At 70.6% G+C, this 22153-nt stretch carries 22 protein-coding genes; 9 read left to right on the forward strand and 13 right to left on the reverse strand.

Going from position 1 to position 22153, the window contains the following annotated elements; genetic code table 11:
• Positions 1-123: 123 nt before the first annotated feature.
• On the reverse strand, positions 124-975 hold the full coding sequence (locus tag ACQPZ4_RS04785) for an aminoglycoside N(3)-acetyltransferase (RefSeq protein WP_433056508.1): 852 nt from the start codon (positions 973-975) through the stop codon (positions 124-126).
• A 19-nt stretch (positions 976-994) separates the two neighbouring features.
• On the opposite strand from ACQPZ4_RS04785, the gene ACQPZ4_RS04790 reads away from it, so the two are divergent.
• Genes ACQPZ4_RS04790 through ACQPZ4_RS04800 form a run of 3 tightly spaced genes read left to right on the forward strand, consistent with a single transcriptional unit; the run spans position 995 to position 3411 of the window.
• The gene (locus ACQPZ4_RS04790; RefSeq protein WP_433056510.1) at positions 995-1828 is read left to right on the forward strand and encodes a sugar phosphate isomerase/epimerase family protein; all 834 of its coding nucleotides are present in this window, start codon (positions 995-997) and stop codon (positions 1826-1828) included.
• A gap of 34 nt (positions 1829-1862) precedes the next feature.
• On the forward strand, positions 1863-2936 hold the full coding sequence (gene ychF / locus ACQPZ4_RS04795) for a redox-regulated ATPase YchF (protein WP_433056512.1): 1074 nt from the start codon (positions 1863-1865) through the stop codon (positions 2934-2936).
• 10 nt (positions 2937-2946) lie between these two features.
• Complete coding sequence (locus tag ACQPZ4_RS04800; protein ID WP_433056514.1) at positions 2947-3411, forward strand: phage tail protein; 465 nt, start codon at positions 2947-2949, stop codon at positions 3409-3411.
• A gap of 9 nt (positions 3412-3420) precedes the next feature.
• Here the strand turns inward: ACQPZ4_RS04800 and ACQPZ4_RS04805 are convergent, their stop codons facing one another.
• Entirely contained in the window at positions 3421-3738 is a 318-nt protein-coding gene (locus tag ACQPZ4_RS04805; protein ID WP_433056516.1) for a 4a-hydroxytetrahydrobiopterin dehydratase, read from the reverse strand.
• A gap of 206 nt (positions 3739-3944) precedes the next feature.
• Between ACQPZ4_RS04805 and ACQPZ4_RS04810 the strand changes: the two genes are divergently transcribed.
• Both ACQPZ4_RS04810 and ACQPZ4_RS04815 read left to right on the forward strand, forming a co-directional pair.
• Positions 3945-4337, forward strand: coding sequence for a (deoxy)nucleoside triphosphate pyrophosphohydrolase (locus ACQPZ4_RS04810; protein WP_433066249.1), 393 nt, complete (start codon positions 3945-3947; stop codon positions 4335-4337).
• Between the two features lie 10 nt (positions 4338-4347).
• The gene (locus tag ACQPZ4_RS04815; protein ID WP_433056518.1) at positions 4348-4833 is read left to right on the forward strand and encodes a DUF1990 family protein; all 486 of its coding nucleotides are present in this window, start codon (positions 4348-4350) and stop codon (positions 4831-4833) included.
• Between the two features lie 22 nt (positions 4834-4855).
• On the opposite strand, the gene ACQPZ4_RS04820 is transcribed toward ACQPZ4_RS04815, so the two are convergent.
• The 9 genes from ACQPZ4_RS04820 to ACQPZ4_RS04860 form a co-directional block, all read right to left on the reverse strand.
• Complete coding sequence (locus ACQPZ4_RS04820; RefSeq protein ID WP_433056520.1) at positions 4856-5845, reverse strand: succinate dehydrogenase/fumarate reductase iron-sulfur subunit; 990 nt, start codon at positions 5843-5845, stop codon at positions 4856-4858.
• Entirely contained in the window at positions 5845-7710 is a 1866-nt protein-coding gene (locus tag ACQPZ4_RS04825; protein WP_433056522.1) for a fumarate reductase/succinate dehydrogenase flavoprotein subunit, read from the reverse strand. The genes ACQPZ4_RS04820 and ACQPZ4_RS04825 overlap by 1 nt, the downstream gene beginning before the upstream one ends.
• Positions 7711-7719: 9 nt before the next feature.
• Positions 7720-8541, reverse strand: coding sequence for a hypothetical protein (locus tag ACQPZ4_RS04830; RefSeq protein ID WP_433056524.1), 822 nt, complete (start codon positions 8539-8541; stop codon positions 7720-7722).
• Positions 8542-9378: 837 nt separating this feature from the next.
• A complete protein-coding gene (locus tag ACQPZ4_RS04835; RefSeq protein ID WP_433056526.1) occupies positions 9379-10758 on the reverse strand; it encodes a TldD/PmbA family protein in 1380 nt (459 codons plus the stop codon).
• Between the two features lie 364 nt (positions 10759-11122).
• Positions 11123-12559, reverse strand: a complete 1437-nt coding sequence (locus ACQPZ4_RS04840; RefSeq protein ID WP_433056528.1) for a TldD/PmbA family protein — start codon at positions 12557-12559, stop codon at positions 11123-11125.
• Between the two features lie 63 nt (positions 12560-12622).
• On the reverse strand, positions 12623-12907 hold the full coding sequence (locus tag ACQPZ4_RS04845) for a 4a-hydroxytetrahydrobiopterin dehydratase (RefSeq protein WP_433056530.1): 285 nt from the start codon (positions 12905-12907) through the stop codon (positions 12623-12625).
• A gap of 10 nt (positions 12908-12917) precedes the next feature.
• Positions 12918-13913 (reverse strand): S8 family serine peptidase, encoded by a 996-nt coding sequence (locus ACQPZ4_RS04850; RefSeq protein WP_433056532.1) that lies wholly within the window; start codon positions 13911-13913, stop codon positions 12918-12920.
• An 80-nt stretch (positions 13914-13993) separates the two neighbouring features.
• Positions 13994-15250: a hypothetical protein gene (locus ACQPZ4_RS04855; RefSeq protein ID WP_433056534.1), complete on the reverse strand. Its 1257-nt coding sequence runs from the start codon at positions 15248-15250 to the stop codon at positions 13994-13996.
• The gene (locus tag ACQPZ4_RS04860; RefSeq protein ID WP_433056536.1) at positions 15247-15699 is read right to left on the reverse strand and encodes a hypothetical protein; all 453 of its coding nucleotides are present in this window, start codon (positions 15697-15699) and stop codon (positions 15247-15249) included. Before ACQPZ4_RS04860 ends, ACQPZ4_RS04855 begins: the two co-directional genes overlap by 4 nt.
• A 68-nt stretch (positions 15700-15767) precedes the next feature.
• On the opposite strand from ACQPZ4_RS04860, the gene ACQPZ4_RS04865 reads away from it, so the two are divergent.
• Entirely contained in the window at positions 15768-16640 is an 873-nt protein-coding gene (locus ACQPZ4_RS04865; RefSeq protein ID WP_433056538.1) for a hypothetical protein, read from the forward strand.
• On the opposite strand, the gene ACQPZ4_RS04870 is transcribed toward ACQPZ4_RS04865, so the two are convergent.
• Positions 16609-18714, reverse strand: coding sequence for a prolyl oligopeptidase family serine peptidase (locus ACQPZ4_RS04870; protein WP_433056540.1), 2106 nt, complete (start codon positions 18712-18714; stop codon positions 16609-16611). The two genes, ACQPZ4_RS04865 and ACQPZ4_RS04870, sit on opposite strands and share 32 nt — an antisense overlap.
• Before the next feature lie 192 nt (positions 18715-18906).
• On the opposite strand from ACQPZ4_RS04870, the gene mshB reads away from it, so the two are divergent.
• The 3 genes from mshB (at position 18907) to ACQPZ4_RS04885 (ending at position 21084) form a co-directional block, all read left to right on the forward strand.
• Entirely contained in the window at positions 18907-19866 is a 960-nt protein-coding gene (mshB, locus tag ACQPZ4_RS04875; protein ID WP_433066252.1) for an N-acetyl-1-D-myo-inositol-2-amino-2-deoxy-alpha-D-glucopyranoside deacetylase, read from the forward strand.
• A gap of 104 nt (positions 19867-19970) precedes the next feature.
• Entirely contained in the window at positions 19971-20450 is a 480-nt protein-coding gene (locus tag ACQPZ4_RS04880; protein ID WP_433056541.1) for a hypothetical protein, read from the forward strand.
• Between the two features lie 169 nt (positions 20451-20619).
• A complete protein-coding gene (locus ACQPZ4_RS04885; protein WP_433056542.1) occupies positions 20620-21084 on the forward strand; it encodes a hypothetical protein in 465 nt (154 codons plus the stop codon).
• On the opposite strand, the gene ACQPZ4_RS04890 is transcribed toward ACQPZ4_RS04885, so the two are convergent.
• Positions 21081-22052, reverse strand: coding sequence for a GNAT family N-acetyltransferase (locus ACQPZ4_RS04890; RefSeq protein ID WP_433056543.1), 972 nt, complete (start codon positions 22050-22052; stop codon positions 21081-21083). The genes ACQPZ4_RS04885 and ACQPZ4_RS04890 overlap by 4 nt on opposite strands.
• Positions 22053-22153 lie beyond the last annotated feature (101 nt).

Here is a 22153-nt window from a genome sequence, read left to right on the forward strand (position 1 = left end):
GTCCGCATTGCGGCACAGGCCGGACATGTCGCGAGAATGCTTCGGGATTCAGACTTCTCGGTCGGGTGGCCCGGACAACCCCCCCTCAGTCCGTGCGCCCGCGCAAGGGCCGCGTGTCGTCGTTCAGCCCTCCACCTCAGCGACGCCGCGCGGCCCGACCCCCGCATTCGCGGCCCGCAGCGACAGCCAGTGGACGCCGAAGTCGACCAGCCGCCGCTGCCGCATCAGGCGGCCGGTCCCGGCCCCGACCGGCCCGGTCAGCTCGCCGCCCGTGATCTCGGCGAAGTCCTTGCCCAGCGGCTCGAAGAGCGACGTGTCGCCGGCCAGCTCGCGGTAGGTGACCCAGCGCCGCTCGCCGTCGACGAGGACCGGGGAGCCCTGGCGTTCGTACCGCTTCGGGCCGTCCGCGCGGTACTCGGCCAGGTGCAGCGAGGTGTTGTTGTCGTGCCCGACGCCGAGCAGGAGGACCCAGGCGTCCAGCTCGTACAGCCGGGCCAGCGGGGAGCCCTCGCCCAGCCCGTCGTCCAGCTCGTGGCCGGCCGTGACGCGCTCCGCCCGCGGGCCGAGCGCGGCGAACGAGACCGTCGGGTGGGCGCTGCGCAGGACGCCCGGGAACGTGCGGAAGCAGTCGACGATCGCGCCCATGTACCCGGGCGGGCTGGTGCGCGGGTCGAACGCGGGCGTCTCCGCGCGGATCGTCGCCCACCAGGACTCCGGTACCGGCGGGTTGCCCCAGTCGGACGGCTCGGTCAGGTGCCGCGTGTGGGTCGGCATGACCAGCGTGCCGTCCGGGCCGATCGCCTCCAGCAGGGCCAGCACGACCGCGTGGGCGCCGCCCGCCACCCAGCCCAGGCGGGACAGCGACGAGTGGGTGACGACCGTGGCGCCCGCCGGCAGGCCGAGCGCCCGCACCTGAGCGGCAATCGTGCTGGTCGTGCCCGGTCGGGTCGTGCGGGCCACGGCATCGGCTTCCATGTCTCCCATAATTACGGGCATGGTGCGGTGGACGCTGTCCGGGTTCGGGGACGAGATCGACGCAGATCCGGCGGTACAACTGCCGGTTCTTCTGGCTCTTGGGTCGCGGCACGTCGAAGTGCGCAGCGCGTGGGGCGTCAACGTGGCCGACCTGGCCGACGAGGAGGTCGCGCGGCTCGCGGACCTGCTGGCCCGGCACAGCATCGGGGTGTCGGCGATCGCGTCGCCGATCGGCAAGAGCGGCGTCTACGACGACCCGGCGACCGAGCTGGCCCGGCTGGAGCGGGTGGTCTGGGTGGCCCGCAGGCTCGCCGCACGGTACGTCCGGATCTTCTCCTTCTACCGCCCGGACGGCGTCGACGTGGCCGCCACCCGCGACACGGTCCTGAGCCGGATGCGCGCGTTCGCCGACGTGGCCGAGCGCGAGTCGGTCGTCCTGGTGCACGAGAACGAGAAGCTCATCTACGGCGACACGCCCGAGCGCGTGCTGGACCTCGTGGAGTCGGTGGGGTCGTCGGCGCTCAAGGTGGCGTGGGACAACGCCAACTTCGTGCAGGTCGGGGTGCGCCCGTTCAGCGAGGGCTATGCGATGCTGCGGCCCTTCATCGTGTACCTCCAGGTGAAGGACGCCCGCGCGCCCGACGGCATCGAGGTGCCCGCGGGCCTCGGCGACGGTGAGCTGCGCGCGACCCTCACCGCCCTGCGCGACGACGGGTTCGTGGGCTTCGCCTCCCTGGAGCCGCACCTGTCCGATCCCGCCTTCCCGGACGTCCTGTCGGGCCCGCGGCGCTTCGGCGAGGCCGCGCGGGCGTTCCGGGCGCTCACCGATGACCTGGGGATCGAGCTGGGCTGAGAGCGGGCCGCGGCGTTGCGTAAGCTGACATGTCGTGGCACTCAGCATCGGCATCGTCGGCCTGCCCAACGTGGGCAAGAGCACCCTGTTCAACGCCCTGACCAAGGGGGACGCGCTCGCCGCGAACTACCCGTTCGCGACCATCGAGCCCAACGTCGGCGTCGTCGGGCTGCCCGACACGCGGCTCGGGCGGCTGGCCGAGCTGTACGACTCGCAGAAGATCATCCCGGCCCCGGTGTCGTTCGTCGACATCGCCGGGCTGGTGCGGGGCGCCTCGAAGGGCCAGGGCCGCGGCAACGCCTTCCTGGCCAACATCCGCGACGCCTCGGCCATCTGCCAGGTGGTGCGGGCCTTCTCCGACGAGAACGTGGTGCACGTCGACGGCAAGGTGTCGCCGCGCGACGACATCGAGACGATCAACACCGAGCTGATCCTGGCCGACCTGCAGACCATCGACAAGGCGCTGCCGCGGCTGGAGAAGGAGGCCAAGGTCCGCAAGGAGCGCGCGGGCATCGCGGCCGCCGCCAAGGCCGCGGGCGAGGTGCTGAACGAGGGCAACACGCTGTACTCGTCCGGCTTCGACGTCTCCGAGCTCGGCGAGCTGCACCTGCTGACGGCCAAGCCGTTCCTCTACGTGTTCAACGTCGACGAGGCCGGCCTGGCCGATCCCGCCTTCCTCGACGAGCTGCGCGCCCTGGTCGCCCCGGCCGAGGCCATCTTCCTCGACGCCAAGATCGAGTCGGAGCTCACCGACCTCGACGAGGAGGAGGCGCTGGAGCTGCTGGCGTCCATCGGCCAGCCCGAGCCGGGCCTGCACCAGCTGATCCGGGTGGGCTTCCGGACGCTGGGCCTGCAGACCTACCTCACCGCCGGCCCCAAGGAGGCCCGCGCCTGGACGATCCCGATCGGCGCGACGGCCCCGGAGGCCGCCGGCGTGATCCACTCGGACTTCCAGCGCGGCTTCATCAAGGCCGAGGTGGTGTCCTTCGACGACCTGATGGCGGCGGGCGCGATGAACGCCGCCAAGGCCGCGGGCAAGGTGCGCATCGAGGGCAAGGACTACGTCATGCAGGACGGCGACGTGGTGGAGTTCCGCTTCAACGTCTAGGGGGCACAGCGTGTCGTACGTGGTCGACTTCGAGAACGTCTCCACCACCGGCCTGGAGTCCTCGCCGGTGGCGGAGGCCCTGGCCGGGCTGCGCGCCAACGAGGCCCGGTACTTCAAGAACAAGTACGACCACGTCTTCACGGTCGAGCCGGCGGCCTCGGTGCCGGAGACGGTGGAGTACGTGCACCGCATCCTGCGCGAGGATCGGGACATCGCGATCGGCTCGCCGGCGCTGGAGGCCACGTCGTTCGAGGTCGAGGGCGTGCGCTGGACCTACGTGTTCTACGCGTCGGGCCTGTCGATCAACGTGCTGTACACCCTGGAGGACGGCGGGAAGCGCGCCGTGGGGTTCAAGCTCTCGGACGGCATGGACGTGCCGGAGGAGCTGGCCGAGCGCTTCAAGTTCGTCCGCCAGCGGTCGAAGCTCGCCGGGACCATCCGCGGCTCGTACTTCGTGATCAAGGGCGAGTACTAGACAGGGTGCCTAAGCCGCCCCGGCGATGATGTTCTTGTAGAGGTCCTCGATGCGGGCCGCGAGGGTCACCTCGCCGGGCGAAAGGTCCGAATCGTCCGATCCGGGGACCCGTAAGCGAATTTGGGTGTATCCGTCCAGGCGGCGGACGTCGGGGCGGACGCCGACGGCATCCGCGACCACTTTCATTCGCTCGGTCAGTGCCGCATGCTGGGAATCGTCGATTTGCAGCGTCCGGCGGATCTCGCCGCCGTCGTGCGTCCAGCCCTGTAATAAGGCCAGCGCATCGCTGAGATAGTCGCGGTGATCGTCGCTCCACCGGGCCCGCATGTCGACCTACCCTCCCTCGGCATCGTTGCCGGCTTGTGGCCGATTCGAAGCCTGCCCGTCATCAACGGTGTCTGCAAGTCTGACTAGCAACCGGTGGATCTGTCCACGGCCACTTTTCCCTCGTCTGGTGAACAACAGGGCATAGCCAGCCACCGGAACTTCATGTGGATCTGGCACCCTGGTTGCCCGTGCAGACCGAACGGTTGATGCCACGGATCATCGTCGGCGCGGCGATCATCTCCAACGGGCGAGTTTTGGCGTGCGAACGGGCCCAACCGCCCGAAATGGCCGGAAAGTGGGAGTTCCCCGGCGGCAAGGTCGATCCGGGCGAGACCGAGGTGCAGGCGCTGGTCCGCGAGTGCCAGGAGGAGCTCGGGGTCGACGTCGCCGTGGGCGACCGCGTCGGCGACGACATCGCCATGCTCAACGGCACCGCGATTCTGCGGGTGTACGTCGCGACGCTGCTCAACGGCGCCCAGCCCTTGGCCCTGGAGCACAGCGACCTGCGCTGGCTGGGCGTCGACGAGCTGGACAGCGTGCCGTGGCTGCCGGCCGACGCGCCGATCGTGCGCGCGGTGGGCCCGCTGCTGCCGCAGTAATCTCGTGCCCGTGGATGTGACCTACCCGGAGGTCGGCGCGACCCGCGAGGGACCGCTGCCGCCCGGCTATCACCATGTGACGCGCCGGGTCCGGCTCACGGCCGGCTTCGCGGAGGCGGTGGAGGCGCTGGCCCAATGGCGGCCGCAGCGCGGGGCGGGCCTGAGCGTGCGCACGGAGGCCGAACGGGCCGCGCTCGGGGTCGAGTTCGCCTCCGGCATCGGCGTGGGGCCGGTGCGGCTCTGGGTGCCGTGCAGGATCGTCTGGATCGTCGACAGGCCCACCGAGTACGGCTTCGGCTTCGGGACCCTGCCCGGCCACGTGGAGACCGGCGAGGAGGCGTTCCTGCTCTCCGCGGACGCGGCCGGCGACGTGTGGTTCGAGGCGCGGGCGTTCAGCCGCCCGGCGCTGTGGTGGGTGAAGCTGGGTGCGCCGATGGCCCGCCTGGTGCAGGCGCGGGTCACCGACCGCTACGCGGCCGCGATGCGGAGCCTCTGACCCCGCATCGCGGCCGGTACCGCTAGTGCGCGTCCGGGTGGTTGTACCGGATCTGGTCCGGCGGCAGCGGGAACTCCTGGTCGTCGCCGAACGGCGAGGCCGCCGCGGCGCGGTCCAGGTAGAGCTCGGCCACCGTGAGCTTGCCGTCGGCACCCACCGAGGGGTCCTGCGGCACGGGGCCCTGCTGGTTCCAGTGCGAGCCCGTGTCCGCCGCCGCGCCCGCCGGGCTCGACGCGTGGGCCAGGGCCGGCTCGTCGAGCTGGTCACGGCGGAAGATCTTGCGCCCAAGCCAGGTCACCGGGTCGTACCTCCGATCGACAACGCGTTCCTTCATGGGAATGATCGCATTATCAGTGATCTTGATGTGCTCCGGGCAGACTTCGGTGCAGCACTTGGTGATGTTGCAGTAGCCGAGGCCCTGTTCCGCCTGGGCCATGTCCTTGCGGTCGTTGCGCGCGTCGAGCGGGTGCATGTCCAGCTCGGCGGCCCGGATGAAGAACCGGGGACCGGAGAAGGCCCGCTTGTTCTCCTCGTGGTCGCGGATGACGTGACACACGTTCTGGCACATGTAGCACTCGATGCACTTGCGGAACTCCTGCGAGCGCTCCACGTCCATCTGCTGCATGCGGTACTCGCCGGGCTCCACGCCCTTCGGCGGCGCGAAGGCGGGCATCTCCCGGGCCTTCTGGTAGTTGAAGTTGACGTTCGTGACCAGGTCGCGGATCACCGGGAAGGTGCGCAGCGGGGTGACGGTCACGGTCTCGGTGTCGCCGAACGTCGACATCCGGGTCATGCAGCCCAGGCGCGGCTTGCCGTTGATCTCCATCGAGCAGGAGCCGCACTTGCCGGCCTTGCAGTTCCAGCGGACCGCCAGGTCGGGGGTCTGGGTCGCCTGGAGGCGGTGGATGACGTCGAGGACGACCTCGCCCTCGTTGACCTCCACCTGGAAGTCCTCCAGCGAGCCGCCCGTGTCGTCGCCGCGCCAGACGCGGAAATGGCGCTGGGTACCCATTACAGCTCCTCGTCGGTCATGTACTTGGACAGCTCGCTGTTGTCGAACAGGTCCTGCAGCTCCCGGCGCATCACCGGCAGCGGCTTGTGCTCCAGGCGGACGTCGTCGCCGTCGAGCGAGCAGACCAGGTTGACCTTGCGCCAGTTCGGGTCCATCTTCGGGAAGTCCTCGCGGGTGTGCCCGCCGCGCGACTCGTTGCGCTCGAGCGCCGCCTTCGCGGTGCACTCGGAGACGACGAGCATGTTGCGAAGATCAAGAGCCAGGTGCCAGCCCGGGTTGTACCGTCTGCCGCCCGTCGCGCCGACCTTCTGTACCCGCTCCCGGAGCTCGGCCAGGCGCACCAGCGAGTCCCGCAGCTCCTGTTCGCGGCGGATGATGCCGACCAGGGTGCCCATGATGTCCTGCAGTTCCTGGTGCAGCGTGTACGGGTTCTCGCCGCTGTCACCGCGCTGCAGCGGCGCGAGGGCCGTCTCCACGGCCGCCTCGACCAGCGCCGGGGACGGCTTGCGCCGGCCGGTCTCGGTCGCGTACGCCGCCGCGTGCTCGCCCGCCCGCTTGCCGAACACCAGCAGGTCGGACAGCGAGTTGCCGCCGAGCCGGTTGGAGCCGTGCATGCCGCCGGAGACCTCGCCCGCCGCGTAGAGCCCGGGCACCGCCGCGGCCGCCGTGTCGGCGTCCACCTCGACCCCGCCCATCACGTAGTGACAGGTCGGGCCGACCTCCATCGGCTGCTTGGTGATGTCGACGTCGGCCAGCTCCTTGAACTGGTGGTGCATCGACGGCAGCCGCTTGGTGATCTGCTCGGCCGGCAGGCGGCTCGCGATGTCGAGCAGCACGCCGCCGGCCTGGGTGCCGCGGCCGGACTTGACCTCGTTGTTGATCGCGCGGGCGACCTCGTCGCGGGGGAGCAGCTCCGGGGGGCGCCGGTTGTTGTCCGGGTCGGTGTACCAGCGGTCCGCCTCCTCCTCGGTCTCCGCGTACTGCTTGCGGAAGACGTCGGGGACGTAGTCGAACATGAACCGCTTGCCCTCGGTGTTGCGCAGCACGCCGCCGTCACCGCGGACCGACTCGGTGACCAGGATGCCCTTGACGGACGGCGGCCAGACCATGCCGGTCGGGTGGAACTGCAGGAACTCCATGTTGATCAGCGTCGCGCCGCTGCGCAGGGCCAGCGCGTGGCCGTCGCCGGTGTACTCCCACGAGTTCGACGTGACCTTGTAGGACTTGCCCACGCCGCCGGTGGCCAGCACGATCGCGGCCGTCTCGAACAGCACGAAGTCGCCGGACTCGCGGTAGTAGCCGAACGCGCCGGACACCGCGCCGTTCTCGATGAACAGCTCCGTGATCGTGCACTCCTGGAAGACCCGGATGCGCGCCTCGTAGTCGCCGTGCTCCGCGTAGTCCTCCTGCTGCAGCGACACGATCTTCTGCTGCAGGGTGCGGATCAGCTCCAGGCCGGTCCGGTCCCCGACGTGCGCGAGGCGCGGGTACTCGTGGCCGCCGAAGTTGCGCTGGCTGATCTTCCCGTCCTTCGTCCGGTCGAACAGCGCGCCGTAGGTCTCCAGCTCCCAGATCCGGTCCGGGGCCTCCTTGGCGTGCAGCTCGGCCATCCTGAAGTTGTTCAGGAACTTGCCGCCGCGCATGGTGTCGCGGAAGTGCACCTGCCAGCTGTCGTTCGCGTTCACGTTGCCCATGGCCGCGGCGGCGCCGCCCTCGGCCATGACCGTGTGCGCCTTGCCGAACAGCGACTTCGAGATGATGGCGGTCTTCTTGCCGGCCAGCCTGGCCTCGATGGCGGCCCGCAGCCCGGCGCCGCCCGCACCGATCACCACGACGTCGTAGGTGTGTCGCTCGATGTTCGTCATCGGGGGGTCCTAATTCCAGATTCGAAGGTCGGTGATCCAGTTCGCGGACACGGCCATGATGTACGCGTCCGTCAGGATGACCGTGAACAGCGACGTCATGGCGAAGGTGCCGTGCCGCGTGTTCAGCTTGGAGATGAGCGTCCAGAGCCGGTAGCGCACCGGGTGCTTCGAGAAGTGCTTGAGCCGCCCGCCCATGACGTGCCGGCACGCGTGGCAGCTGGCGGTGTACCCGGCCAGCGCGATCACGTTCACCAGGATGATCAGCGACCCGAGCCCGATGCCGAACCCGCCGTCATCCCCCTTGAACGCGTGCCCCGCGTCCCAGATGTTGATCAGCAGGATCAGCGACGCCACGTAGAAGAAGTAGCGGTGGGAGTTCATGAAGACCAGCGGGAAGCGCGTCTCGCCGCTGTACTTCTTGTGCGGCTCCTGCACCGCGCACGCCTGCGGGGACAGCCACAGCGAGCGGTAGCCGCTCTTGCGGTAGTAGTAGCACGTCACCCGGAACCCGGCCACGAACGGGAACGCCGCCAGCCCGAGCGGAAGCCACCGCGGGAACTCGCCGAACGGGGTGCCGAAGTGGCTCGACCCTTCGACGCAGGAGTCGCTCAGACACGGCGAGTACAACGGCGTGAGGTATCCGTGGGCCTCCACGAAGTACCACTTCGCCATGAAAATCCGGATCGTCGAATAGACGATGAAGAACAGCAGAATCGCCGCGATGGACAGCGGGGAGGTCCGCCACCCGTCCGTCCGCAATGTCTTGGCGCCGATCGCTGCGCGCGCCCCCGCGCCAGCTACTGACCGAGGCCGGGTAGGCGTCGTCGTCATGGTGAGTACTCCCTGGACGGGCTGGTGAAGAGTTCTCTGATGTACCGATCTATGGTCGGTGCACACGTTACGCCCGATCCCGCAGCGACGTGCGTTGGGAGTCTGGCGTGTAACGAGCGGCTTCGGAAAGACCTTCCGGAAATCGGAGCCGCCCTTGTGCAGAACTTCACTCAGCCCGCTTCGGCCACACCATTCACATGATCAAAAACTTTGGTAAGCATTACCTAACTTCACGGTTTTGCCTGTTCGCTTTACCCACCCTGGGCCCGATTGCGAACACTTGATCCACTTTGACGCCGAACACTACGATGATCAACTCCGCGCGGGCCGCTTCGACCGCACCGCGACGCCCCTTTGGATGGCGTCCACGGCCTTCCGCTTCGGCTGCTTCGGCTGCGTTCGGCTGCTTCGGCTGCTTCGGCTGCGTTCGGCTGCTTCGGCTGCTTCGGCTGCTTCGGCCGGTTCGCTTCGTTCGCTTTGCATGCGCACCGAGCGGCTCCACGGCGCGTGCCCACGCCTGATGGCGCTTGCCGCACCGCCACGTCTCGGCCACCCGCGCCGCGCGTGTCCGCCCGGTCCTCCCGGGCAGGTTGGTTTCGCCGCGCCCTACCCTGCGCTGCCCCTGCGCTGCCCCTGCCTTGGCCTGGCCGGTCTCACGGCGCGTTCGCCTCGGCGCTCCTGCCTTCGCCCCTTCGTCACTGTTCGCGCGGGCCGAGCAGCGGATCTGCGGCAGCCTCTGGCGGCGGCGCCGGTTCAGCCCCCTGAGGCGCCCGTCGCGGCCCCGCGCCGATCGGGGGCCGCCCCCTCCCCGCGTCGGCCTCTGGCCGCTGCGCTCGCTCAGCCCGAGGCGCCTCCGGTGTAGTTCCAGGACGCCAGCCGCAGCGCCGGCGCCACGAAGCCCGTCTCCATCCACGGCCCGGGCATCTCCACCGCGTGCGACCCGACCCCGAGCACCGCGCCCGGCCCGAGCGCCTGCGGGTACGACTGGGTGAACCGGAAGTTCCGCACCGGCGTCGTGATGACCCCGTCCTCGATGAGCCACACGCCGTTGCGCGTCAGCCCGGTCACCACCAGCGTCCGCGGGTCGAGCACCCGCGTGTAGTGGTTGTCCGTCACCAGCAGCCCGCGCTCGACGCCCGCGACCAGTGCCGCCACCGTCGAGTCGGCCGCCGGCCCGTCGACCTCCGTGGGTGCCGCCCCCGCCGACGGCAGCAGCCGCAGGCTCGACGGAATCGCCCCGAAGCTGGCCCCGCCGGGAATCGCGTGCCCGGTCGACGAGGCTCCGTTGCCGGCCCGCGCCGCCGTACGCCGGTCGTGCACCACCGCCGCCGACACGCCCCCGTCCACCAGCACCACCCGCCGCCGCGGCGTCCCCTCGGCGTCGAACGGCGTGGCGGTCGCATCCGGCTGCCCCGGGTCCTCGACGAGCGTCACCGCCGGGTCGAACTGCGCCTCGCCCACCTGCAGGAACGACTGCCGGTCGAGCACCATCTTGGCGTTGAACCCGTACATCGCCAGCATCTGCAGCACATCGGCGACCGCGGCCGCCTCCAGCACCACCTCGTACCGCCCCGGCGGCAGCTCCACCGGCTCCTGCCCGGCCCGCGCCTTCGCCGCCGCCCGCGCCCCGAGCACGGCCCCGTCGATGTCCCCGATCCGCACCGCCGCCAGCCGCGCCAGCCCGTCGGACGTCGAGGTCCGCGCGATCCCGTCCATGGCCGCCGCGCTGCGAGCCGCGGCCAGGTGCTGCCCCGCCGAGTTCGCGTACACCACCCGAGCCGCGGACGTCCGGCAGTACCCGGCCGTCTCCAGCCCTTCCGCCTGCGCCACGAACGCCCGCACCCGAGCCGCCCGATCATCCGGCGACGCGCTCGCGGTCTCCTCGTCCAGGTTCCCCCCGGCCAGCAGCGGCTGCGCCGGCGCCAGCCCCGGCCAGGTCGGATCGGCGGGCGCGAGCCGCATCGAGGCAACCGTCCGCCGCACGAGATCCTCGAGCCCGTCCAGCACCGTCGTCGACGCACTGGCCGTCCGCCCGTCGGCATGCAGCCGCAGCCGCACCCCGGTGACCTCGTCGGCCACGTTCTGATGGATGTACGACCCGGCAAACCGCGTCAGCGCCAGCGCCTGCCGCTCCACGGTCACCTCTGCCTCGATCCCGGCCCCGACCAGCTCCAGCACCCGCTGCGCCAGGTCGGTCTCGGTCGCCGTCACACTCATCGCCGCACCCCCACGCGCCCGTCCACGTCTGCCTCAATCCGGTCCGCCGCCCGGCCTGTGGCCCCGGCCGCGCCCTTGCTCCAAGCCGTCCTTGCCGCGCTGGCCACCGACGTTCCCGCCGCACTGGCCACCGACGTTCCCGCCGCACTGGCCACCGACGTCTCCGCCGCGCTGGCCACCGACGTTCCCGCTGCGCCTCGCACAACGCGATTGCCCGCATCCGTCACGGTCGTGCTCGCGACCCGGTCGGTCACCCCAGCGGCGTCCCGCGCGGCGCGACTACCCGCATCGGTCGTCAGCCTGTTCGCTGCCTCGGCCCTTTGTGTCGCGGTGACCGCCGGGTGCCGGTGTTCGAGTGCGGGCGTCATCCGCGGACTCCCACGCGGACGTTCTGGAAGCGGGCCGCGGCGGCCGGGTGCCCCGTGTGGCCGATCTGCCCCGGCTGGCCCTTGCCGCAGTTCGGCGTGCCCCAGGAGACGCTCTCCGAGCTCAGCATGTCCATCGAGCCCCAGAAGCGGGGGCCGATCCCCGTGTAAGTCGGGTTGCGGAGCATCCGGCCGCGCTTGCCGTTCTTGATCTCCCAGCCGATCTCGCAGCCGAACTGGAAGTTGAGCCGCTTGTCGTCGATCGACCAGGAGCGGTTGAGGTCCATGAGCACGCCGTCGTCGGTGGCCGCGATCATCTCGTCCAGCGTGTGCGGGCCGGGCAGCAGGCCGACGTTGGTCATGCGGACCATCGGCAGGCGGGCCCAGCCGTCGGCGCGCACGCTGCCCGCGTAGTCCAGCCCCGCGACCGCGGCCGAGTCGCGGCCGGCGAGCGTGCCGACCCAGATGCCGTCGCGTACCGCGAAACGCCGCTGGGCCGGAGTGCCCTCGTCGTCGTAGCCGAACGAGCCGAGGGCCCCCGGGATCGTCGGGTCGATCGTGATGTTCATGAGCTCAGAGCCGTACCGAAGCTGGTTGATTTTGCTCAGGTCCAGCCATGACGTGCCCGCGAACGCCGCCTCCCACCCCAGGATGCGGTCCAGCTCGATCGCGTGCCCGACCGACTCGTGGATCTGCAGCGCCATCTGCTCGCTGCCGAGGATGAGCGTCGTCTCGCCCGCCGGGCACTGCGGCGCCGTCAGCAGCGCCCGCGCCTCGTCGGCGATGCGCGCGGCGTGGGCGGTGAGGTCCAGTTCGTCGACGAGTTCCCAGCCGCGGGTGCCGTACTGCCCGCGGTACGAGGGATAGGAACGGCGCTGCGTCTCGCCGTCACCGATGACCGTGGCCGAGATTCCCGCCCCGGCCTCGCGGATGTGCTGGTCGATGCGGTGCCCCTGGGAGGAGACGAACCACTTGCGCGTGTCCCAGATCTGGTAGAGCCCCTCGGCGATGTCCGCGCCGGCCTTGTGCGCCTCGGCGGTCGCGCCCGTGAGCAGGTCGCCCTTGACCGACAGCGCCACCCCGAGGGGGTCGACGGCGCACGCACTCGCCCAGGAGTCCACCCGCGCCTCGACGTTCACCAGGTCGACCGCCGGCCCGGGCACCGTGGCCGAGGCCCGCGCGATCGCCGTCGCCCGCTCCCCGGCACGCTTGGCGGCGGCGGAGCTCAGATCGGGTACCGCGAAGAAGCCCCAGCTAGACCCCACTAATGCGCGCACGCCGACGCCCGCGTCCTCGTCCTGACTGAGCTCCTCGATCTCGCCATTGCGCGCGGTCATCGACTCGGAGCGGCGGTGCATCACGCGAGCATCGGCATACCGGGCGCCGGCCGCCAGAGCCGCCTCCACCGCCGCGGTCGCCACGTCGAAGTGGGTCATGGTTGGACCCTACCGAGGGGGTACGACACTTTGGGCGGACACGACCCTACGTCGATGTCCCGCTCACCCGATCAACTCGTTGATCTGCCCCGCGAGCGCGACATCCTTCTCCGTCACCCCACCCGCCGAGTGCGTCGACAGCCGGAACGTCACCGTCCGCCAGCGAATGTCGATGTCAGGATGATGATCGGCGTTCTCGGCCACGTGCGCGACCTCCGCGACCAGCCGAATCCCGTCCAGGAACGATGAAGCGGTCACCGAACGCTCGATCCCCTGCGCATCGCCGGACCACCCCGCAAGCTTCTCGAGCGCCGCGGAGACCTCGTCGTTGCCGAGTACGTCAGCCATGCCCCCGAACCTACCTCCGTTGCCGCCGCCCGCGGATGATGATCTGCAGTACGGCAATGAACACCATGACCAGGACGGCCACACCGATCGCGGCGATGACCGCCGGACCCTTGCCACTCCCACCCTCCGACGGCGACGATGGTCGGGGTGAGGCGGCGGGTGTGATTTCGGCGGTCAGCGCCTTGACGATGTCGAGGACGCCGTAGCCGTACACGGGATCGCGGCCGGGTTCGCCCTTGTCCTGCGCGGTCAGGGTGAGCCGGCGCACCACCTCGGGCCCGCTCAGCTGCGGGTACTTGGACCGGACGAGCGCGACGGCCCCGGAGACGATCGCGGCCGAGAAGCTGGTGCCGACGCCGTTGACCGCCGAGCCCCCGAGGGTGCGGGACACGATGTCGGTGCCGGGCGCGACCAGCGCGATCTCGGGGCCGGCGACCGAGACCGTGGCGCGCTCGCCGCTCCGGTCGACGGCTCCGACTGCGAGAACGCCAGGCACGCTTGCCGGGAACTCGATGTGGTCCGACTTCGACTTGTTGCCCGCGGCGGCGATGACCACGACGTCCGCGTCGATAGCCTTCTGAACCGCCGTGCGCACGGCGGCGAGCTCGTTGGTGCCGAGGGAGATCGATATGACCTTGGCGCCGCGGCTGACCGCGTAGTCGATGCCGGCCGCGAGATTCTTCCCATCGCCGGTGAAATCAAGACCGGGCTGCACTTGTACTGGAAGAATCCTGGCCCGCGGCGCGATGCCCAGCACGCCTTTGCCGACGCCTTGACCGCGACCCGCGACGAGTGTGGCCATCGCGGTGCCGTGGCCGTCGGCGTCACGACGGCCGTCACCGGAACCGCCTCCGATGTCCTTGCCGGGCTCAAGCGCGCCCGCGAGTTCCGGCACGCTCGCGTCGACACCGGAGTCCTCGACGGCGACCAGGACTCCGTCGCCTTGGCTGACTTGATGCGCCTCGGCGATGTGCAGGAAGTCCAGGTACCACTGCTGGTCGCGCACCGAGTCGGCCCAGGCGGCAGACGGGAAGGCGGAAGCCGCCAGCACCGCCGCCGCGAGGGCCGGCGCGATTCGCCGCAGGGTCAACGGTCGATTCCGATCACGCCCGGCGGTGGGTCATTGGGCGGCGGCGGGGGCGGCGGCGTGATAACCGGTGGAACTCCCTCGGCAACAGGCCACAGCTCGTCGCCGTCCCGCTGCCTGCGCGGCCGGCGTCGGGTGTATTCCTCGTAACTGCGGTCCCGCCAGCCGCCGCCCGCCGCGCGTTCGCCGGACCGGGCCGAGCGATCGGTGGTACCCCCGGCAACCGGCCGGCGAGGTCCGGCGGCGGCGGTCTGCCCCGGACGGCCGCCGATGAAACCGTTCGGCGACATCGGCGTTCGGCCGGACTCGCCCTCGACCGGGCCGGACCGCGTCACGCCGGCTCGGGACGATGGTCCGCCGATGACGCCGGGGCGGGTGATGGGCGGGCCGAACGGGCCCCATGCGATCGGCGGACTGGGAATTGGGGGTCGTACGGGCGAGACGACGGGCGGCGCGAGCGGAGGTGTGAGCACCGGCGGGCTGGCGACCTGGGCCGGCGATCCAGTCAGGAACGGGCCCGGATCAAAGGTCGCCGGCCCCGATTCCAGGTCTCCACTCACGCCCACCGGATCGGCGTTCGGCGCAGGTGGATCGAAGACAGGTGCGGCGATGTGACGACCTCCCCCGGCGCGATCCTGATTGGCCGGAGGGGGCAGGGTGGTCATAGTCTCGCCAAGGTCGGCGAACCGTGGCATGTCAGTCTCGCGGCTTGTGGCGGCGGCGACCTTCTGATCAGCCTGTTCCATAATCGCGCGGGCCTGCTCGTCGAGGCGAGACCGGTGCAACTTCATGACCGCGAAACCGGCCGCCTCGGGCATACCCGTGCTCGGTGACCAGTCGGCCGGCATGAATTTCAGCAAGCCGCCGGCCGGGGTGCTCAGGAGGAAATCGCGCCAGGCGACCTTCTCGTCGTCGTAGGCCGCCCGGAGCCGCCCCATCTGTTTTTTGGCTTCCAGCAATGCCTCCGTGACCGCTGTGTAGGAGTCGCGAGTCTCGATCGCGGCCTGTCGTGCACGCTGCATGACGGTGATGGTCTGGGTCACCCGGTCGGCGAAGGCTCGGGCCGCCTCGCTGTGCTCAGGTCGCCAGGCGTCTTCGAGCAGCCCTTTGAGCTTCTCGAGATGTCCGATCTGCGCCCTGAGCATCGACTCCTTGCGGTTCCAGGCCGCGCGATGCTCGTCGCCCGCGGATTCGCTCTCGTGGGCGAGCATTTCCCACAACGCGCGGACGTCGTATCCGTCGTAGGCCCCACTCATGCCTTCCCCCCGTGTAGGTCGCGGTGTTCGCTCAGCGCGGCGAGACGATCGTGCTCCGCCGCACGGCGATCGGCCTCAGCAACTGTCTGCTCGGCCCTCGACTGCGCCTTGGAAGCACCGTTCTCGATCGACCTGAGCGCCACGAGCGAGTCGACGTCGGCGTTGTGATACGTCGTTACGACGTCGATCGCGGCGCGCGCCATCGAACCGGTGAGGTGCGTGAGACCCTCCAGAAAGTCGATGCCGCCTTCCATCTGGTGCCAGTAGCGCAGGGCTGCGGCCTGGACCGCTGGGCTTGCGGTGTGGACGCCGAAGGGTGCCGCCCCCGTGAGTTGATGTCGTACCAAGCTGGCCGTCGGGGCGATGTCCTTGTCGACCAGGCTCTGCAACTGCGCGCTGAAGTCGCGCATGCCCTCTTGATCGATCTCGATGCGCTTGCCGTCTGCCACGGTGACCCTCCCCCGTCTGTGGTGACTTGCTCACCGTAGCGGGGGGCGGGTGGGGTAGAAAGGACGATATGTCGATACGTGCGGTAACGCGGGAACTGCTCGTGCGCTGCGTTGACACGTGGGCGCCCGCCAATTTGCATGCTCCGCATGGTGCTGCGTTTCTCTATGCGTCGGGTCGTGGGATCGATCACGATACCGCCGAGGCCGCGGTCCGGGCGTTCGGGGAATTTGGGGACCGGCTGCGCGGGCGGCTTACGCTGCTGTTCGTCGCGCCCGGGACCGAAGGGTTGCAAGGGCGGCTGGCGGATGTGCAGCGTGAGCTCAGTACACCTGCGGCATTGGCGGTTCACGTTGTTCCGAACACGAACGTCGGCGCTGTTCTGAAGGCGGCCGGGGCCGGTAGTGGGCCGGTGCTGGCGATGGTGGACGACAGTGTCGACAAAAGCTTCAAAGCGGCGGTCGTACTCCTCACCGCTCCCGCCGGTACCTGGGAACAACAGCGCGGGGAATTGCAGCGGGCGGGGCTGGAATTGACCGCCGGGGTTGAGCTCGTGGAGAAGGACGGCGAATTACTGATCGGATTCGGGACTCGGTCGGGGAAGAGTCTCGAGGCGTTCAAGGGCGAATTGTGGGCGCTGGACGAGTACGCCGGAGTGCGTTATCGCGATCCCAGGGATCCCGAGGGGCATCTCATGGACATATCGCTGGAGCCGAATCCCGGGGCGCTTCGGCGGGAACTGTTGGCGCGGCTCAAGGAAAACAGCCTGACGGTCACCGAGTTGAAGCGGTTTGCGCTCACGGACACGGTGTATCGGGCCGCTGATGCGCAGAAGGTCATTGTGGCCCTGCTGCATGCGGGGGCGGTGCGGCGGAATCCCGACGGCGGGCGGCTCGGCGGGGACGTCGTGATCAGTCTTGCGGGGGCAGCGAACGGCGGATGAAGTCGAGCTCGATGCGCAGGAGCTTCTCGGCCAGGCCGCCGGCGGCCATGTGGGTGGCGCCGGTCAGCGGGATCATGGAGTGCGGGCGGCCGGCGGCGAGCAGGGCGGCCGAGAGGCGCAGGGTGTGTGCGGCCACCACGTTGTCGTCGACCAGGCCGTGGACGAGCAGCATCGGGCGGGCGTCGTCGGGGCGGATGGGGGGTTCGGCGGCGAGTTCGACCAGGGAGTTGTGCGCGTACACCTCGGGGGCGTCGGCGGGCAGGCCCAGGTAGCGCTCGGTGTAGGCGGTGTCGTAGAGGGCCCAGTCGGTGACCGGGGCGCCTACCACCGCGCAGTGATAGACATCGGGGCGGCGCAGGACCGCGAGCGCTGACAGCCAGCCGCCGAAGGACCAGCCGCGGATCGCGACGCGGCCCAGGTCGAGGTCGGGGTGCTTGCCGGCCAGGGCCTCCAGGGCGTCGACCTGGTCGGCCAGGATGACGTCGGAGAAGCGGCGGTGGATGGCCTTGTCGAAGCTCGGCGCCACGCCGGGCGTGCCGCGGTTGTCGATCGACACGACCGCGAATCCCTGGTCCGCCCACCACTGCTTCTCCAGCCAGCGCGCCCGGGCCGCGACGACCTCCTGGTGGCCGGGGCCGCCATAGATGGCCACCAGCACCGGAAGTCGACGTCCGGCCACATGGTTTCGTGGGTACACCACGCCGGCCGGAACCCGCCGATCGGTCACGCGCTCCAGGGCCGGCCGCGGGGCGAACGGGGGCTGGGCGGCCTGCGATTCGATCGTGCCGATCTGGTCGCCGTTGTGCAGGATGCGGTACTCCCAGCCCGGGCGCTCGAGGGTCTGCGAGCCGATGACGACGGTACGCCCGGCCGCCTGGGCCACGTGCCAGCCCGGCTCGGTCGTCAGGCGCGTCGCGCGGGGGCTGGACTGGGTCACCGGGATGTGGAAGATGTGCTGCTCGCTCGGCTCGCCCTCGCTGGCCTCCACGATCAGGTCCCCGTCGAGGCGGCCGGCGACTCTCCGGACGTACAAGTTGGGCGGGGTCATGAGGCTGCCGTCGGCGAACAGGCAGCGGGCGTCGTAGCCGTCGTGGGCGAGTTCGCCGCCGACCAGCACGCGGCCGTCGGCCAGGTGGGCGGGGGTGCCCGGGACCGGCTCGACCCAGCGCGGGTCGGCGAGCTCGGCGTGGACCTGCGTCTCGCCGGTGCGCGGGTCGACCGCGATCACGAGGCCGTGTTGCTGCAGGCGGCGCAGGACCGCGAGGAGCGGGCCGCCCTGTTCGGTCCAGTTCGCCGCGACGAGGTACGGGTACGTCTCCCGATCCCAGTGCACGTCCACCCACCCGCCGTCGAGGTCGAGCACGTGCAGGGTGACCTTGGCGTTGGACGCGCCGGCGTGCGGGTACGCGATCGTGGTCGGCGGCTGCTCGGGCTGCGACGGGTCGTGCAGGTGCCAGCGGGGGACGCGGGACTCGTCCACGCGGGAGGTGAGGATGCTGCGGCCGTCGGGCGACCACCAGTACCCACGGAAGCGGTGAAATTCCTCGGCCCCGATGAACTCGGCGAGGCCCCAGGTCACGCCCTCCTCGCCGGCCAGCACGGCGTCGGTGCCGTCGACATCGATCACGCGCAGGGCGCCGCCGGTGACGTAGGCGATCCGGCGGCCGGTCGGGTCGAGGCGGGGGTCGACGACCGGTCCGGCGGTGTCGATCTCGGTGACGTCGCCGGTGAGCAGGTCGGCGCGGAACAGGCGGCCGCCGAGCGGGAAGACGGCCAGCACCCCGGCGCCGTCCAGCGCGAAGGCGCCGATGCCGCCCGCGGACAGGCGCAGCCGCTCGCGCAGCGCGCGCTCGGCCGGCGGCAGGTCGGGCTGGTCGCGCAGCAGCGTCGCCGGGTCGGCCAGGCAGCGCTCGGAGCGCGCGGCGACGTCGAAGACCCACAGCGCGTCGCTGGGGTCCTCGGGGCCCGAGGAGCGCAGGAAGATCACCCGAGCCCCGTCCGGGCTCACCGTCACGGCGCGGGGTGCGCCGTAGGAGAAACGTCGGGTTCGCGCGGCCAACTCCGGATAGTCCACCCCGGAATGTTGACTCCTGCCCGCCGGATTGTCATGTGATTGGGCCGGAACCGAGGATTGTCGTCACTCCTGGTATGCGCATGCTCACGCCCGACGTGGCGGTTGGGAAAAGTGTCAGAGGCAGGCCGTAGAGTTGCCCCCGTGACCGCTCGGAGCATCTTGTTCGTCCATGCACACCCCGACGACGAGTCGATGGGGACCGGCGCGTCCATGGCCCGCTACGCGGCCGAAGGCGCCCACGTCACCCTCGTGACCTGCACGCTCGGTGAGGAAGGCGAGATCCACGTGCCCGCGCTGGCCGGGATCGCCGCCGCCGAGGGGGACCAGCTCGGCGGCTACCGCATCGCCGAGCTCGACGCCGCCTGTCGCCACCTGGGCGTGACCGACCACCGCTTCCTCGGCGGGGCGGGGCGCTACCGCGACTCCGGGATGATGGACACCCCGGCCAACAAGCACCCGCGCGCCTTCTGGGGGGCCGACCTCGAGGTGGCGGCCGGCCTGCTGCTCGAGGTGATCCGCGAGACCCGCCCGCAGGTCGCGGTCACCTACGACCCCAACGGCTTCTACGGCCACCCCGACCACATCCAGGCCCACCGGGTGCTGACCCGCGCCGTCGAGCTCGCCGAGGCCGAGGGCATAGGGCCTTCCAAGGTGTACTGGACTGCTGTACCCCGTTCGGTCCTGATGGCCGGCATGGAGCAGTTCCGGGGGTCCTCCGACAACCCGTTCGCCGAGATCGAGCGGCCGGAGGACCTGCCGTTCGGCACGGCCGACGAGGACATCGCGGCGCGGGTGGACGGCCACGAGTACGCGGAGGAGAAGACGGCCGCCCTCAAGGCGCACGCCACGCAGATCCCGCCGTCGTCCTGGCTGTTCTCGATCGCGGGGAACTTCGGCGCCGAGTTCATGGGCGTGGAGTACTACCAGCTCGCGCGCGGCACCAAGGGGCCCGGCGTGGGGCCGTTCGGCTGGGAGGAGGACCTGTTCGCGGGGCTCGACGTGGCGGCCGCGGTGCGGGCGCCCGGGCCGCGGGCGGGGCTGGAGACGGCGGCGCTGGGTTCGGCGGGGCTGGAGGCTTCTGAGGCGTCGCATGCGGTGCTGGGGACGTCGGCGCTGGGGTCGTCGTCGGGGTTGGAGCCGGAGGAGTCGTGAGCGCGAAGCGCAATGGGCCGCCGCGGCCGGCCCCGGCTTTGGAGCAGCCTTTGCCGGAGCCCGTTGAGGAGCCTTTGGAGAAGCCTTTCGAGGAGCCTGCGGGCGTGGTCTGGCCTGAGCCGGAGCAGGAGCCGGCGGCGTCTCGGCGGCGGCTTTCGCCGGAGGCGGAGCGGGTGCTCGACATCTCGATCACGGTCGGGGGGCTGATCGTGGCCACCCTGCTGGGGGCCGGGCTGGCGATCGTGGAGGCGCTGTACTCGCCGTTGCGCGTGGGCGGGTTCCGGGTGCCGGTCTCGCTGCTCATGGCGATCGTGACGAACCCGCTGCTGGGCTGGTTCGCGTTCACCACGACGCGAAGCCGGCTGGCCGCCCTGTTGCCGGCGGCGGCGTGGTGCGTGGTGTGGATCCTCTCGGCCGGGCGGACCTCCGAGGGCGACCTGATCATCACCGACGACAACTGGGTGGGGCTGCTGACGCTGTTCGCGGGGCCGCTCGCGTTCGCGATCGGCATCTACCTCTCGGCGATGCGACCGCGGGCCGCCGCGCCGAGCACTCCGGACCCGTCTGCTCCGGCCGCGCACTGACCGTTCCGGGGCACCGCCCGGGGGCGCCGCCAAGTGTCGGGAAGACGGGGTTCAGCGAACTCTGAGGTGGCGGGTCTTGCGCGCACGCAGTGTAGACGGGTAAACACGTTCCCGCGCCGAGATTGCCAGGGTTCGGCGAATCGGGGAACTCACGTGACGGAGGCTGGCGATGAAGGAGCGGTGGTTGCCCGTCGGGCTCGTCGCGGCGGGCCTTTTCGTGGTCAACGTCATTGCGCGGCTCGTGGTGCGGGTCGGGGCCGGCGACGATGACGCGAAGCAGATCACCATCGGGCTGTGGGCGCTGTTCGCGGTGGGGGCGGTGATGATTCCCGTCGCCTTCTGGTACGGGCGGCGCGTGCCCATGATCCGCGTCGTCGGCGAGCTCGGGCTGGCGGTCGTGATCGCGTGCCTGCTCGCGGTGCTCATCGGGCCGTTCGTGTCCGGCGTGGGTCCGTTCGAGAACGGCGTGGGGCTGGTGTTCCGCCAGTTCTTCTACTTCCTCGGGCTGTCGGCGATCGGCGCGGTGATCGGGCTCGGCATCCTGATGACGACCGGGCTGGACTACAAGTCGCAGTCCTGGAAGCGGTACATCGAGCGCAACGACACCAAGCCCCGCAAGGCCGTCCGCCGCTAGGGCAGCAGGCGGCGGCTCGAGTACGCGTGGTGCACGGTGAAGCCGAGGCGCGTGTACAGCGCCACAGCCGCCGTGTTGCGCTGCTCCACCTGCAGGTAGACGTCCCGCGCGCCGACGGACTGGGCCCACTCGGCCAGGGCCGCCATCAGGCGCTGGGCCAGGCCGCGGCGGCGCAGCGACTCGTCCACGCCGATCAGGGACAGGCCGAGCCAGCGGGACTCGTCGTCGGCCACGCAGCCGCGGGCGGTGGCGAGGAGGGTGCCGGCTTCGTCGTACCAGTGGGCGAATCGCACCTGGCGGACCGCCGTCAGCACGTGCAGCGCGGAGTCCGGCAACTCGCCCTTGCGGCCCGCGACCGAGGCCAGCCACGCCTCGGTCGGCTCCGTGGCCAGCTCCAACCGCCCCACGGGCGCTGCGAGGTCGGAGCGTGCCTGAACGGCGGCGAGCAGCGCCGGGAGCGGGATCGTCATCACCTGGGAGACCGGCATCGCCGTCCAGCCGCGGCGCTCCAGTTCCTCGTCGAGGCGCTGGAAGAGCGGCACCGAGATGGAGAAGGCGGGGGTGAGGGAGCGCTCGCGGTACCAACGCTGCACGAAATCGATCGCCTCGCCCGTCGGCAGGTCGGGGGAGCCGATCGCCAGCACCGAGTTGCCGCGCTGGGTCCAGCCGTCGGTCGCGCGCAGGAGCCAGTCGCCGAGGTGGCCCTGCTCGCGGGCCGGCCAGCCCTGGGCCGCAGCGGCCTCGAGGGCTTCAGTCGGGGTGAAACGGCGGCGCGGCGGGACCGGCTTGGCCCGGGCGATCTCATGCAATGGAACGCGCACCGCTCCGGCGCGGGCACGGACTGTGATATGCGTCTCGGTCGCTTCGAGAAGCTCGCCCAGAATGTCCGAAAACACGGGTCGTGCGTCGCGCATCCCGGCGATTCGGCGTACCACAACGCGTTGTCCCACATGTTGTGGCCCGAGCACGATCGACCTCCCGTGAACCTGGATACTAGGCTCGTACCGCCGCGGTAGGGATGCGGCGGGGCTTGCCAACCCCAGGCTGGCAGCCTCAGGCGCGAAAGAGG

Origin of the sequence: Dactylosporangium sp. CS-033363 (assembly GCF_050942475.1) — a bacterium.
GTDB lineage: Bacteria > Actinomycetota > Actinomycetes > Mycobacteriales > Micromonosporaceae > Dactylosporangium.

What these genes read in the sequence shown, in the direction of transcription:
- ACQPZ4_RS04810 (WP_433066249.1), top strand. Translation starts at nt 3,945, where the DNA reads ATGCCACGGATCATCGTCGGCGCGGCGATCATCTCCAACGGGCGAGTT.
- ACQPZ4_RS04885 (WP_433056542.1), top strand. Translation starts at nt 20,620, where the DNA reads ATGAAGGAGCGGTGGTTGCCCGTCGGGCTCGTCGCGGCGGGCCTTTTC.
- mshB (WP_433066252.1), top strand. Translation starts at nt 18,907, where the DNA reads ATGGGGACCGGCGCGTCCATGGCCCGCTACGCGGCCGAAGGCGCCCAC.
- ACQPZ4_RS04805 (WP_433056516.1), bottom strand. Translation starts at nt 3,738, where the DNA reads ATGCGGGCCCGGTGGAGCGACGATCACCGCGACTATCTCAGCGATGCG.
- ACQPZ4_RS04820 (WP_433056520.1), bottom strand. Translation starts at nt 5,845, where the DNA reads ATGGGTACCCAGCGCCATTTCCGCGTCTGGCGCGGCGACGACACGGGC.
- ACQPZ4_RS04840 (WP_433056528.1), bottom strand. Translation starts at nt 12,559, where the DNA reads ATGACCCACTTCGACGTGGCGACCGCGGCGGTGGAGGCGGCTCTGGCG.
- ACQPZ4_RS04785 (WP_433056508.1), bottom strand. Translation starts at nt 975, where the DNA reads ATGGAAGCCGATGCCGTGGCCCGCACGACCCGACCGGGCACGACCAGC.
- ACQPZ4_RS04830 (WP_433056524.1), bottom strand. Translation starts at nt 8,541, where the DNA reads ATGACGACGACGCCTACCCGGCCTCGGTCAGTAGCTGGCGCGGGGGCG.
- ACQPZ4_RS04855 (WP_433056534.1), bottom strand. Translation starts at nt 15,250, where the DNA reads ATGAGTGGGGCCTACGACGGATACGACGTCCGCGCGTTGTGGGAAATG.
- ACQPZ4_RS04790 (WP_433056510.1), top strand. Translation starts at nt 995, where the DNA reads ATGGTGCGGTGGACGCTGTCCGGGTTCGGGGACGAGATCGACGCAGAT.
- ACQPZ4_RS04835 (WP_433056526.1), bottom strand. Translation starts at nt 10,758, where the DNA reads ATGAGTGTGACGGCGACCGAGACCGACCTGGCGCAGCGGGTGCTGGAG.
- ACQPZ4_RS04845 (WP_433056530.1), bottom strand. Translation starts at nt 12,907, where the DNA reads ATGGCTGACGTACTCGGCAACGACGAGGTCTCCGCGGCGCTCGAGAAG.
- ACQPZ4_RS04825 (WP_433056522.1), bottom strand. Translation starts at nt 7,710, where the DNA reads ATGACGAACATCGAGCGACACACCTACGACGTCGTGGTGATCGGTGCG.
- ACQPZ4_RS04865 (WP_433056538.1), top strand. Translation starts at nt 15,768, where the DNA reads ATGTCGATACGTGCGGTAACGCGGGAACTGCTCGTGCGCTGCGTTGAC.